Source organism: Kitasatospora sp. NPDC057692, assembly GCF_042799475.1.
Lineage (GTDB): Bacteria > Actinomycetota > Actinomycetes > Streptomycetales > Streptomycetaceae > Kitasatospora.
Genome location: NZ_JBHVIV010000036.1, coordinates 54,044 through 65,040 on the forward strand (window position 1 = coordinate 54,044; position 10,997 = coordinate 65,040).

General features: G+C 73.5%; 16 protein-coding genes. 11 read left to right on the top strand and 5 right to left on the bottom strand.

The genetic code is table 11. The features are described 5' to 3' along the window. Positions 1-188 precede the first annotated feature (188 nt). Genes ACFVFS_RS21240 through ACFVFS_RS21250 form a run of 3 tightly spaced genes read left to right on the top strand, consistent with a single transcriptional unit; the run spans position 189 to position 906 of the window. The gene (locus ACFVFS_RS21240; protein ID WP_380626146.1) at positions 189-554 is read left to right on the top strand and encodes an ATP-binding protein; all 366 of its coding nucleotides are present in this window, start codon (positions 189-191) and stop codon (positions 552-554) included. Further along, a complete protein-coding gene (locus ACFVFS_RS21245) occupies positions 551-787 on the top strand; it encodes a hypothetical protein (RefSeq protein WP_380626147.1) in 237 nt (78 codons plus the stop codon). Before ACFVFS_RS21240 ends, ACFVFS_RS21245 begins: the two co-directional genes overlap by 4 nt. Beyond that, positions 784-906 carry a hypothetical protein gene (locus ACFVFS_RS21250; protein ID WP_376095521.1) on the top strand — a complete coding sequence of 41 codons (123 nt, stop codon included), beginning with the start codon at positions 784-786 and terminating at the stop codon, positions 904-906. The genes ACFVFS_RS21245 and ACFVFS_RS21250 overlap by 4 nt, the downstream gene beginning before the upstream one ends. Before the next feature lie 29 nt (positions 907-935). Here the strand turns inward: ACFVFS_RS21250 and ACFVFS_RS21255 are convergent, their stop codons facing one another. Continuing rightward, positions 936-1,406: an Lrp/AsnC family transcriptional regulator gene (locus ACFVFS_RS21255; protein ID WP_380626148.1), complete on the bottom strand. Its 471-nt coding sequence runs from the start codon at positions 1,404-1,406 to the stop codon at positions 936-938. 95 nt (positions 1,407-1,501) lie between these two features. Here ACFVFS_RS21255 and ACFVFS_RS21260 point away from each other — a divergent pair, with 95 nt between their 5' ends. From ACFVFS_RS21260 to ACFVFS_RS21275, 4 genes are all read left to right on the top strand, one after another. Then, positions 1,502-2,368, top strand: coding sequence for an LLM class flavin-dependent oxidoreductase (locus ACFVFS_RS21260; RefSeq protein WP_380626149.1), 867 nt, complete (start codon positions 1,502-1,504; stop codon positions 2,366-2,368). After that, entirely contained in the window at positions 2,365-2,796 is a 432-nt protein-coding gene (locus tag ACFVFS_RS21265; RefSeq protein WP_380626150.1) for a nucleoside deaminase, read from the top strand. Before ACFVFS_RS21260 ends, ACFVFS_RS21265 begins: the two co-directional genes overlap by 4 nt. A 50-nt stretch (positions 2,797-2,846) precedes the next feature. After that, the gene (locus ACFVFS_RS21270) at positions 2,847-3,674 is read left to right on the top strand and encodes a MerR family transcriptional regulator (protein WP_380626151.1); all 828 of its coding nucleotides are present in this window, start codon (positions 2,847-2,849) and stop codon (positions 3,672-3,674) included. 281 nt (positions 3,675-3,955) lie between these two features. Further along, the gene (locus tag ACFVFS_RS21275) at positions 3,956-4,138 is read left to right on the top strand and encodes a PspC domain-containing protein (protein WP_380626152.1); all 183 of its coding nucleotides are present in this window, start codon (positions 3,956-3,958) and stop codon (positions 4,136-4,138) included. Between the two features lie 61 nt (positions 4,139-4,199). Here ACFVFS_RS21275 and ACFVFS_RS21280 read toward each other — a convergent pair whose 3' ends face one another. The 3 genes from ACFVFS_RS21280 to ACFVFS_RS21290 all read right to left on the bottom strand — a co-directional run bounded on the left by ACFVFS_RS21280 (position 4,200) and on the right by ACFVFS_RS21290 (position 7,073). Beyond that, complete coding sequence (locus tag ACFVFS_RS21280) at positions 4,200-4,559, bottom strand: ATP-binding protein (RefSeq protein WP_380626153.1); 360 nt, start codon at positions 4,557-4,559, stop codon at positions 4,200-4,202. A gap of 257 nt (positions 4,560-4,816) precedes the next feature. Then, a complete protein-coding gene (locus ACFVFS_RS21285; RefSeq protein ID WP_380626154.1) occupies positions 4,817-5,965 on the bottom strand; it encodes an adenosine deaminase in 1,149 nt (382 codons plus the stop codon). Positions 5,966-6,107: 142 nt separating this feature from the next. Further along, entirely contained in the window at positions 6,108-7,073 is a 966-nt protein-coding gene (locus tag ACFVFS_RS21290) for a LysR family transcriptional regulator (protein ID WP_380626155.1), read from the bottom strand. A gap of 93 nt (positions 7,074-7,166) precedes the next feature. Between ACFVFS_RS21290 and ACFVFS_RS21295 the strand changes: the two genes are divergently transcribed. From ACFVFS_RS21295 to ACFVFS_RS21310, 4 genes are read left to right on the top strand one after another with little or no spacing between them, the layout of a single operon-like run. Next, a complete protein-coding gene (locus tag ACFVFS_RS21295; protein WP_380626156.1) occupies positions 7,167-8,471 on the top strand; it encodes an MFS transporter in 1,305 nt (434 codons plus the stop codon). 9 nt (positions 8,472-8,480) lie between these two features. Further along, on the top strand, positions 8,481-8,834 hold the full coding sequence (locus ACFVFS_RS21300) for an AbrB/MazE/SpoVT family DNA-binding domain-containing protein (protein ID WP_380626157.1): 354 nt from the start codon (positions 8,481-8,483) through the stop codon (positions 8,832-8,834). Continuing rightward, entirely contained in the window at positions 8,821-9,114 is a 294-nt protein-coding gene (locus tag ACFVFS_RS21305) for a hypothetical protein (RefSeq protein WP_380626158.1), read from the top strand. The genes ACFVFS_RS21300 and ACFVFS_RS21305 overlap by 14 nt, the downstream gene beginning before the upstream one ends. Before the next feature lie 15 nt (positions 9,115-9,129). Beyond that, positions 9,130-9,522, top strand: coding sequence for a Uma2 family endonuclease (locus ACFVFS_RS21310; RefSeq protein WP_380626159.1), 393 nt, complete (start codon positions 9,130-9,132; stop codon positions 9,520-9,522). Between the two features lie 30 nt (positions 9,523-9,552). On the opposite strand, the gene ACFVFS_RS21315 is transcribed toward ACFVFS_RS21310, so the two are convergent. Then, positions 9,553-10,830: a thymidine phosphorylase gene (locus ACFVFS_RS21315; protein ID WP_380626160.1), complete on the bottom strand. Its 1,278-nt coding sequence runs from the start codon at positions 10,828-10,830 to the stop codon at positions 9,553-9,555. Between the last annotated feature and the right edge of the window lie 167 nt (positions 10,831-10,997).

Below are 10,997 nucleotides of genomic sequence, written 5' to 3' on the forward strand. Positions count from 1 at the left end.
ACGCCACCAGGAACGGCGTCAGTCCGGGGAGACTTCCCGATTGGCTTGCAACGCTGCCACACATCCCCCTACTCTCAGTGTTGCACCGATCACACGACGGAGCGTCAGTGGCCCCTGCTTTCTCGGAAGTAGACGCCTCACACCCCTCCGTCGGCGATCCAATCCTCCCCGTCTCCCGGAGGTTCCCCATGCGTGCCCACAACCCGCCCGACTGGTCCGTCGTCCGCCACGAGCTGCGCACCCTCCTCACCTCGGCCGGCTGGCAGCCGGACGCCGTCCAGGACGCCGAACTCGCCCTTCACGAGCTGTTCGTGAACGCCTGGAAGCACGCCGACACCCAGGCACCCCACGTCATCGTCGCCCTCTGCCCCCGCACGCTGCGGGTATCGGTCTGCGACGACAGTCCCAACCTGCCCGAACTCCGAACGTCCACCGACCCGTTCGCGCTCTCCGGGCGCGGACTGCACCTCGTCCACGCCCTCACCCACCGCTTCGGCGTCGACCCCGTCAAGACCGGCAAGGTCACCTGGTTCGAACTGGACTTCGCCGCGTGAGCGCCCCCTTCGAACCCCACGACGCGTACCTGCGCACCTACACCGAGCCCGAGGTCACCGCCCTTCTCGGTGAACTCCACGAGCGGGGCAAGCCCTTCGGCATTCAGTGGGGCTCCGCCGCCGTCAACGGCGCAACGATCGACGGCCGCCTCCTGGTCGACTTCGGCGACACCTCCGTCGCCACCCTCCTCAACCTCCTCACGCTCCTCCGCGAGAGGCCGAGGACCCGGTGAACTTCCTCGTCGGCGCGGCCTTCGCCGTCCTCCTCGCCCTCGCCATGGCCACCGTCGTCACCGGCGTCATCACCGCCCTGAAGGTCCACGGCAAGGACGAGGAGCACTCCAATCCCTGATCCGCCCTCGCAATATTGCATTGTTGCTATTACTCGGCGGCCCCCGCCCGGGGCACCGCCGGGCCCCGGGGCGCGAGGGGGCGGCTCAGCACCAGGTTGGTCGTCGTGCTCCCGAGCTGCGCCAGCTCGTCGACGATCTCCTCCAGGTGCCCCATCGACGTCGTCGCGATCTTCAGCGCGTAGCAGTCGTCCCCCGTCGTCCGCAGGCACTCCAGGATCTCCGACCGCTCCTCCAGCAACCGCCGCAACGGCTCGTGCCGCGCCGCCGGCCCCGGGTACTTCAACCGGACCACCGCCGTCACCGGGTACCCCGTGCGCTCCAGGTTCACCTCGGCCCGGTAGCCCGTGATCACGCCCGCCGTCTCCAGCCGCCGGACCCGTTCCGTCGTCGCCGACGCACTCAGGTTCACCCGCCGGGCCAGCTCGGTGAACGCGATCCGCCCGTCCTCCTGGAGCTCGGCCAGGATCGCCCAGTCCGTCGCGTCAAGAATCTCGGTCATGAGCCCAGATTGCCGGTGATTCCACGGCGGAACAACCCCCCAACCGGGAGATGTCTCTTCAGTCAACCCACCTTCCCTCCCTAGGCTTTCCGAACGTGAAGATCGGAGTGAACGTCCCCAACTTCGGCCCCGGCACCGACCCCGCCACCCTCCTGACCTGGGCCCGCACCGTCGAGTCCCTGGGCTTCGACCTGCTGATGCTCTCGGACCACCTCGCCATCACCCCCGACGTCGCCCAGCGCTACCCCTCCCCCTTCTACGAGCCCTTCACCACCCTCGCCTGGCTCGCCGCCCACACCACCCGCCTGCGCCTCGGCACCACCGTCCTCATCGCCCCCTACCGCCACCCCCTCCTCGCCGCCCGGATGGCCGCCAACCTGGACGCCCTGAGCGGCCACCGGCTCGTACTCGGCGTCGGAGTCGGCTGGTCCCGGCAGGAGTTCGCCGCCCTCGGTGTCCCCTTCGAGCAGCGCGGCCGCCTCACCGACGACCACCTGCGCGGCCTGCGCGCCGCCTGGGCGGACACCGCCGACTACGGCACCCGCCGCATCCCGCTCTGGATCGGCGGCAACAGCGACGCGGGCCTGCGCCGCGCCGTCCACCTCGGCGACGCCTGGCACCCGCTGCGCCCCACCATGGCCTGGCTGCACGAGGCCGTCCCCCGCCTGCGGGCGTACGCGGACGAACACGCGCTCCCGGTCCCCGCCTTCGCGCCCCGGATCGCCCTCAGGCTCACGCCCGACCCGGTCGCCGGCCCGCGGCGCCTCGCCGGCGAGGGCTCGATCGAGCAGATCACCGCCGACCTCGCCAAACTCCGCCTGCTGGGCGCCGATTCCGTCGTCCTCGACCCCTACCACGGCGACCCGGAGGAGACCCGCCACCCGCACCGGGCCCGACGGTCCCTCGCCGCCGTCGCCGAACGCCTCGCCCTCGCCCCGACCCGGATGGACCAGCCCCGATGACCGTCGCCCCCGCCGACCACCCCCTCCTCCGCCGCGCCATCGCCCTCGCCGCCGAGGCCGCCGCCCACGGCAACCCGCCGTTCGGCTCCCTGCTCGCCGCCGCGGACGGCACCGTCCTGGCCGAGGAGCGCAACACCACCCTCACCGACCGGGACATCACCGCCCACCCCGAACTGAAGCTCGCCCGCTGGGCGGCACGGGAGTCGGGCCCGGCCGCGGCCGCCCGGACGACCCTGTACACCAGCTGCGAGCCCTGCCCGATGTGCGCCGCCGCCCTTCGGCAGGCCGGGATCGGCCGCGTCGTCTTCGCCCTCTCCGGCGACCAGCTGCTGACCATCCGCCCGGCGAGCGGCCGCCCGCCCGTGCCGCAGGACGGCCCTGCGCTGTTCGACGAGGTCCGGGCCGCCGTCGAGCCGTACTACCGCTGAGCCGACCCGCCGCTTGCCCCTGCCCCAGGGGCAGGGCGCACAGTGGGCCCGTGCACGAGGACTTGATCACCATCGGGGAGCTCGCCGCCCGGACCAGGCTCAGCCCCAAGGCGCTGCGCCTCTACGGGGAGCGGGGGCTGCTGCCGCCCGCCCACGTCGACCCGCGGACCGGCTTCCGCCGCTACGGCCTCGCCCAGGTCGAACGGGCCCGCCGGATCGCGCTGCTGCGCGCCGTCGGCATGCCGCTGGCCCGGATCGCGGCCGTCCTCGACCCGGACGGCGACGCGCCCCGCCTGCTCGACGCCTACTGGCACGAGCAGGAGTCCGCGCACCGGGCCCGCCGGGAGGCGGTGGGCTACGCCCGAGCGGTACTGACCGGAAGGACCTCCACCATGTACGAGATCGCCGAACGCGACGTCCCCGAGCGGAAGGTGCTCCGCATCCAGCGCCACGTCACCCTCGCCGAGCTGCCCGCCTTCCTCGGCGACGCGAGCGAGCGGTTGCTCGCCCACCTGCGGACGGCCGGCGCCTGCCTGTCCGGACCGCTCTTCGCCATCTACCACGGCGTGGTGAGCGAGGACTCCGACGGCCCGGTCGAGGTCTGCGCGCCGACGGCGACCACCGTCGAACCGGCCGGACCGATCGGCGTCCGGATCGAGCCGGCGCACCGCGAGGCGTACACCGAACTCGCCAAGTCCCACCCGGGCTTCGCCGCGATGGCGACCGTCCACGACGCCGTACTCGCCTGGCTCGGCGACCACGGCCACGCCCGCAGCGCGTCCAACCGCGAGGTGTACTACCCGAACTTCCCGACCGCCGCCCCGGACGATCACGTCGTGGACGTCGCCATCCCCTTCACCCCGCGCGCCGGAGGGTGACGACTACGCTCCCGCCCGGTGCAGCCGCCCGAGCAGCACCATCGGCTGCCGCTGCCCGTCGGGGGTGACCGGCGCCGCACCCTGGCTTCCCACTCCGCGTGATCGGCAATCTCCGGGCCGACCCTGAGCGGAACCCTGAGAGCGGTCGTGCCTGGTCAGGACGGAGGTCGGGGGCGGGATCGGCTTGCGGGGGGAGGCTTTCGGCGGAAGGGCGGCGGAGCATGGAAGTACGCCAGCCGGAGGGACCGGCCAACGGCGCCACCAGAGCAACGGAGTCCGCCATGAGCCGCCTCGCCCGCCCCCGCCACAACCGCGTCATCGCCGGCGTCTGCGCCGGGATCGCCGAGCGCTTCGGGCTCACGCCGTGGACCGTCCGCGCGATCTTCCTGGCCTCCTGCCTGCTGCCCGGCCCGCAGTTCCTGATCTACCTGGCGCTCTGGCTGGTACTCCCCCAGGAGCCGTGACGCGGGAAGGGGCCGCCCACTCCCCGACGGGAGCGGACGACCCCTTCGCCGCGCGGACGGGTCAGCCGGTCAGGCCCGGCAGCGGGAGGGTCTGGGTGAGGCTGCCGAGCGGGGTCTTGTCGAGCCCCGGCACGGTCGGCAGGGCGGCCCGGTTGCCGGTGGCGCCGGCGACCGGAGCGGCGGCCTGGCCCGCGCTCGGGGCGAGGCTGCCGAGGGTGCTGCTGACCTTGTCGGCGACCGGCAGCTTGCCCGCGACATCGGTGAGCGCGTTGGTGGCGGCCGGGTTGGTCAGCAGGTTCGTCGGGAGCCCGAGGCCTCCGGTGGCGGTGGCGGGGGCGGCGGACGCGCCGCCGGCGCCGACCGCGGCGATCGCGATGCCGAGCGCGGCGGTGCCGGCGGCCTTGAGAGTGGCCTGCTTCATGTGATTCGTCCCTTTGGGTCCTCGTCGGTGGCCGACTCGCACAGCCGACGCGACGGGGCCCGCCGCCACGGCCTGTCAGCAATGACGGGCACACGGTAGTGAGCGGATCACGGGGGGATCAACGGCGGTTCACCCGCCCGAGCGAGAAGTCGGATGAACGCCAACTCCCGTGGTCGGCAGCGGCGTTCATCCGATCAGAGCGGGATACCCGGAGTTCCCGGCCTCCCGGCGGCTCAACCGCCCGGCCGCCCGGCCGCTCAGCTTCCGGCGCTGAACAGCCACTCGGCCTTGAGCTCGGCGTAGCCCGGCTTGATCACGTCGTTGATCATCGCGAGCCGCTCGTCGAACGGCAGGAAGGCCGACTTCATCGCGTTCACGGTGAACCACTCCAGGTCCCCCAGCGTGTAGCCGAAGGCCTCGACCAGGTGCCCGAACTCGCGGCTCATGCTGGTGCCGCTCATCAGCCGGTTGTCGGTGTTCACGGTGACCCGGAACTTCAGCCGGCTGAGCAGCCCGATCGGGTGCTCGGCGTACGAGGTGGCCGCTCCGGTCTGCAGGTTGGAGGTAGGGCACATCTCCAGCGGGACGCGCTTGTCGCGCACGTACGCGGCGAGCCGGCCCAGCCGGACGGTGCCGTCCTCCTCGACCGTGATGTCGTCGACGATCCGCACGCCGTGGCCGAGCCGGTCGGCGCCGCAGCACTGCAGGGCCTCCCAGATCGACGGCAGGCCGAAGGCCTCGCCCGCGTGGATGGTGAAGTGGTTGTTCTCGCCCTTGAGGTAGTCGAAGGCGGCCTGGTGACGGGTGGGGGGGTAGCCCGCCTCGGCGCCGGCGATGTCGAAGCCGACGACGCCGCCGTCGCGGTGGCGGTTGGCCAGCTCCGCGATCTCCGAGGAGCGCGCGGCGTGCCGCATCGCGGTGATCAGGGTGCCGATCCGGATGCGCCGACCGGCGGCGCGGGCGTTGGCCTCGCCGAGCCGGAAGCCCTCCTGGACGGCCTCGACGACCTCGTCCAGGGTCAGGCCGCGCTCCAGGTGCTGCTCGGGGGCGTAGCGGACCTCGGCGTAGACGACGCCGTCGGCGGCGAGGTCCTCGGCGCAGTCGGCGGCGACCTTGATCAGGGCCTCACGGGTCTGCATGACGGCGCAGGTGTGGGCGAAGGTCTCCAGGTAGCGGACCAGCGAGCCGGAGTCGGCGGCCTCGCGGAACCACTCGCCGAGCTCCTTGGGGTCGGTGCTGGGGAGGCCCTCGTAGCCGACGGCGGCGGCCAGCTCGACCACGGTCTCGGGGCGCAGGCCGCCGTCGAGGTGGTCGTGCAGGAGCACCTTCGGCGCGCGGGCGATCTGCTCGGGGGCGGGAATGCGGGGGCCGGTGCCCGCGGTGGTGACGGGGATCTGCTTCTCCATTGCGGGAGTGTAGCCCCTACGCGCGTAGACAAGCCACCGTCCAGGGGGTCGAATCATCCGATGTCCACCGGGAATTCCACCAAAGGGACGAGCCGGGCCACCTCCACGCAAGCCGGCCGTCCGGACGCCGCCCCCGGTCCACTCAGTCGTGCGCCAGCAGCCGGCCCCGCCGCGACAGCACGAAGTCCCGGAACGCCGCCGCCGGCGGGGTCAGCGGCCGCCCCGCCACCCACGCCAGCCCGATCGCCCGCCGGGTGCGCGGCGCCGTCACCTCCAGCTCCACCACCCCCGGCCGCGGCACCAGCGCCGGCGGCAGCAGCGCCACCCCCAGCCCGGCCGCCACCAGCCCGCGCAGCGTCTCCGCCTCCTCCCCCTCGAACGCGATCCGCGGCACGAACCCGGCCTCGGCGCAGAAGCCGTCCGTGATCGCCCGCAGCCCGTACCCGGGCTCCAGCCCGACGAACGGCTCCTCCGCCACCTCCGCCAACCGGATCCGGCGGCGCCCGGCCAGCCGGTGGTCCGCCGGGACCACCAGGTGCAGCCGCTGCTCGTCCAGCCGGCGGGCGACCAGCGCCGGGTCGTCGTCCGGGACCGGCGCGACCAGGCAGAGGTCCAGCTCCCCCGCGCGCAGCCGGTCCAGCATCGCGCCCACGTAGTCCTGCACCAGCTGGAAGCGCACCAGCGGGTACGCCGCCCGGAAGTCCCGCAGCAGCGCCGGCACCGCGTCCGTCCCCATGGTGTGCAGGAAGCCGAACGCCACCCGGCCGGTCGCCGGATCGGCCTCCGCGCGCGCCGCCTCGGCGCCGCGCTCGACCTCGGCCAGCGCCCGCTCCACCGAGGCCAGCAGCAGCCGGCCCGCCCGGGTCAGCCGGACCGTCCGGCCCTGGCGGGCCAGCAGGTCCACGCCCAGCTCCGCCTCCAGCCGGGCCACCGCCCGGGACAGCGTCGGCTGCGGCATCGCCAGCAGCGCCGCCGCCTGCGTCACATGCTCCAGCCGGGCCACCGCCGCGAACTGGGCCAGCAGCGGGGCGAGTTGCACCGCCGGGAGGTCGGGTCCCAGCTCCGCGGGCCGGACCGGCTCCGCCCCGGTCGCCGTGGTGGGCTCCATTCCCCGCTCCTTGCTCCGCTCATACACTGACGCATGAATTGTGCCCGGTTCATGCATTGGACGCATCAGCCCGGCGGTTCTACGGTCGACGTCATGCAGCCCTCCAGTACCAGGGCGTCCGCGACCGCGCCGGACGCCGCCCCGCTCCCCACCGGCACCCCCGTCCGGGACGACCGCCACCGCCCGGGCCAGCGCGCCTTCCGCCGCGCCAACCTCGCCCTGTTCGCGGCCGGCGTGGCGACCTTCGTCCTCCTCTACTCCACCCAGGGCCTGCTGCCGGTCCTCTCGGACGACCTCGGCCTCACCCCCGGCCAGGCCAGTTGGACGGCCTCCGCCGCCACCCTCGGCCTGGCGCTCGCCCTGCTCCCCGCGAGCGCGCTCTCCGACCGGTACGGCCGCACCGCCGTGATGACGGCCTCCACCCTCGCCGCCTCCGCCCTCGCGCTCGCCCTGCCGTTCGCGCCGGACCTCACCACCCTGGTCGTGCTCCGGGTCCTCCAGGGCGCCGCGCTCGCCGGCCTGCCCGCCACCGCGATGGCCTACCTCGCCGAGGAGGTCCACCCCTCGGCGCTGGCCTCGGCGATGGGCCTGTACGTCGCGGGCAACAGCATCGGCGGCATGGGCGGGCGGCTGCTCTCCGGCTGGGTCGCGGCCGGCCTCGGCTGGCGCTGGGGGCTCGCCGCCTCCGCCGTCCTCGCCCTGCTCGCCACCCTCGCGTTCCGGCTGCTGATCCCCGCCGCCCGGCACTTCACCCCCGCCCCGGTGGACGCCCGGGCCCTCGCCCGCACCGTCGGGCGGCACCTGCGCAACCCGCTGCTGCTGCGGCTGTACGCGCTGGGGCTGCTGTTCATGGCCGTGTTCGGCGCGGTCTACAACACCGTCGGCTACCGGCTGATCGCCGCACCCTTCCACCTTCCGGAGTCGATCGCCGCCTCGATCTTCGTGGTCTACCTGGTCGGCACCGGCACCTCCGCCGCCGCGGGCCGGCTCTCCGCCCGGCTCGGCCGGCGCGGCGCGCTGTACGTCGCGATCGCCACCACCGCCCTCGGGCTGCTGCTCTCGCTCGCCGACTCCCTCGCCCTCGTCCTGCTCGGGCTGGTGCTGATCACCGCCGGCTTCTTCGCCGGCCACGCCACCGCCTCCGCCGCCGTCGGCCGCACCGCGACCGAGGGCCGCGCCCAGGCCTCCGCGCTCTACCTGATCGCCTACTACCTGGGCAACAGCCTCGGAGGCACCATCGGCGCCGACGCCTACCACGCCACCGGCTGGCCCGGCGCCGCCACCATCGGCCTCACCGCCATGGCCCTCGCCGCCGCCGTCACCCTCTACGCCACCCGCCAGGCCCACACCGCCACCCGCCGCGCCGGACAGCTGCCGAGCAGACTTTCCGCCCAGTAGACTTTCCTCATGGCAGACCTCAAGCGCCGCCGCCGTCCCCACCTGGTGTCCACGCCCGTGCGGAAGAAGGGCGTGGTCACCATCCCCCAGGAGATTAGGGAGCAACTGGACCTCCAGGAGGGGGACCAACTGGTCGTCGCGGTGGAGGACGGCCGCATCGTCCTGACCCCCGCCTCCGTCATCCCGGACGACCAGGCCTGGTTCTGGAGCCCGGCCTGGCAGGCCGTGGAGAACGAGGTCGACGAGTCCCTCGCCCAGGGGGAACGTGGCGAGGTGTTCGAGGACGGCGAGGAGTTCCTGCGATCGCTTGCCGACGAGGCGGGGCTGGACCTGGGGGAGATCAAGCGCCGTGCCGACGTATGAGTCCCTCGCCCACTTTCTCCGGGACTGGAAGAACCTCACCCCGGCCCAGAAGGCCGCCTTTCTCGCCTCGGCCGCCCAGTTCGTCGCGGACCGCCGCGCCGGCCAGGGCTTCCGGCGGGGGCTGCGGGTGAAGAAGGTGCAGGGCCACCCCGACATCTGGGAGCTGACCTGGGCGCCCGACGGCCGGGCGACGTTCAGCTACGGGATCCCGCTCCAGGACGGCGAGCCGCACATCGTCTGGCGCCGCATCGGCACTCACGAGATCTTCCACCGCCCCTGAGAGTCTCCGCTTCCGTTGTACGCGGACGCCTTCGTGCCGCGCGACGGCGAGTCGGCGTACGCGATCGCCAACCGCAGAAGGGTGAGGAACGCCGCCCGTCGGCTGCCGTCGCTACACTCCTTCCCCGAGGCCACCTTGGAGGGCGAGCAATCGGCGGTGCTGCCGCACGAGGTGCTGCTCGGCGTGGAGATCGTCTCCAAGTCCGACCCCGAGAACCACTACCGCGACAAGGTCCATGACTACGGGGCGATGGGCATCCCGCTCCATCTGATCATCGACCCCCGCACGGGTACCGGCATCGTGCACTCGGAGCCCGGCTACGCCAACCGTGAGGAGTTCGTCTTCGGCGACAGGATCGCCGTCGGTCCGTGGACCGTCGACACCGGCGGCCTGCTCACGTACGCCTGATCCGGCGCACGTGAGCAGGACCGCGGACCGTCAGGCGATGCGGTCCAGGACGATCGGGGCCGGGGTGAACGGGGTGCCCGCCGGGGCGACCTCGATGCCGCCGGCCAGGGCCTCGACGGCGTAGTCGAAGCGCTCGGGGGTGTCGGTGTGCAGGGTCAGCAGGGGCTGGCCGGCCACCACGGTGTCGCCGGGCTTGGCGTGCATCTCGACGCCGGCGCCGGCCTGCACCGGGTCCTCCTTGCGGGCGCGGCCGGCGCCGAGGCGCCAGGCGCAGACGCCCACCGCGTAGGCGTCCAGCCGGGTGAGGACGCCGGAGGCCGGGGCCGGGATGACGTGCTGCTCGCGGGCGACCGGCAGCGGGGCGTCGACGTCGCCGCCCTGGGCGGCGATCATGCGGCGCCAGTGGTCCATCGCGGAGCCGTCCCGCAGCGCGTCGGCCGGGTCCTTGCCGTGCACGCCCGCGGCGGCGAGCATCTCGCGGGCGAGCGCCAGGGTGAGCTCGACGACGTCGGCCGGGCCGCCGCCGGCCAGCACCTCGATCGACTCGCGGACCTCCAGCGCGTTGCCGGCGGTGAGGCCGAGCGGGGTGGACATGTCGGTGAGCAGGGCGACGGTGTTGACGCCCGCCGAGGTGCCGAGGCCGACCATGGTGCGGGCCAGCTCGCGGGCGTCGTCGATGTTCTTCATGAAGGCGCCGGAGCCGACCTTCACGTCGAGGACGAGCGCGCCGGTGCCCTCGGCGATCTTCTTGGACATGATCGAGGAGGCGATCAGCGGGATCGCCTCGACGGTGCCGGTGACGTCGCGCAGCGCGTACAGCTTCTTGTCGGCCGGGGCGAGGCCGTCGCCGGCCGCGCAGATGACCGCGCCGGTGTCCCGCAGGACCTGCAGCATCTCCTCGTTGGAGAGCAGGGCGCGCCAGCCGGGGATGGACTCCAGCTTGTCGAGGGTGCCGCCGGTGTGGCCGAGGCCGCGGCCGGACAGCTGCGGGACGGCGGCGCCGCAGGCGGCGACCAGCGGGGCGAGCGGCAGGGTGATCTTGTCGCCGACGCCGCCGGTGGAGTGCTTGTCGCTGGTGGGCTGCGCCAGCGAGGAGAAGTCCATCCGAACGCCGGAGCGGATCATCGCGTCCGTCCAGCGGCTGATCTCGCCCGGGTTCATCCCGTTCAGCAGGATGGCCATGGCCAGGGCGGACATCTGCTCGTCGGCGACCTCGCCGCGGGTGTAGGCGTCGATGACCCAGTCGATCTGAGCGTCGCTCAGCTCTCCGCGGTCGCGCTTGGTCCTGATGACGGAGATGGCGTCCATGGTTGCTCCATTGCTCCAAGGTGGGTTCAAAAAAGCGAAGAGTGTCGGGGGGCGGGGGCGCGCGGGGCCCCCCCGCCGCCCCCCACGCCCCGAAAAAAAAAAACAGCCAAATGCCCACCCGCCCCCACCCCGCGGGGCCGGCGGGCAACAAAGGCCGCCCCCCCCCC

What these genes read in the sequence shown, in the direction of transcription:
- ACFVFS_RS21315 (WP_380626160.1), bottom strand. Translation starts at nt 10,830, where the DNA reads ATGGACGCCATCTCCGTCATCAGGACCAAGCGCGACCGCGGAGAGCTG.
- ACFVFS_RS21255 (WP_380626148.1), bottom strand. Translation starts at nt 1,406, where the DNA reads ATGACCGAGATTCTTGACGCGACGGACTGGGCGATCCTGGCCGAGCTC.
- ACFVFS_RS21300 (WP_380626157.1), top strand. Translation starts at nt 8,481, where the DNA reads ATGGCAGACCTCAAGCGCCGCCGCCGTCCCCACCTGGTGTCCACGCCC.
- ACFVFS_RS21285 (WP_380626154.1), bottom strand. Translation starts at nt 5,965, where the DNA reads ATGGAGAAGCAGATCCCCGTCACCACCGCGGGCACCGGCCCCCGCATT.
- ACFVFS_RS21280 (WP_380626153.1), bottom strand. Translation starts at nt 4,559, where the DNA reads ATGAAGCAGGCCACTCTCAAGGCCGCCGGCACCGCCGCGCTCGGCATC.
- ACFVFS_RS21265 (WP_380626150.1), top strand. Translation starts at nt 2,365, where the DNA reads ATGACCGTCGCCCCCGCCGACCACCCCCTCCTCCGCCGCGCCATCGCC.
- ACFVFS_RS21290 (WP_380626155.1), bottom strand. Translation starts at nt 7,073, where the DNA reads ATGGAGCCCACCACGGCGACCGGGGCGGAGCCGGTCCGGCCCGCGGAG.
- ACFVFS_RS21240 (WP_380626146.1), top strand. Translation starts at nt 189, where the DNA reads ATGCGTGCCCACAACCCGCCCGACTGGTCCGTCGTCCGCCACGAGCTG.
- ACFVFS_RS21295 (WP_380626156.1), top strand. Translation starts at nt 7,167, where the DNA reads ATGCAGCCCTCCAGTACCAGGGCGTCCGCGACCGCGCCGGACGCCGCC.
- ACFVFS_RS21275 (WP_380626152.1), top strand. Translation starts at nt 3,956, where the DNA reads ATGAGCCGCCTCGCCCGCCCCCGCCACAACCGCGTCATCGCCGGCGTC.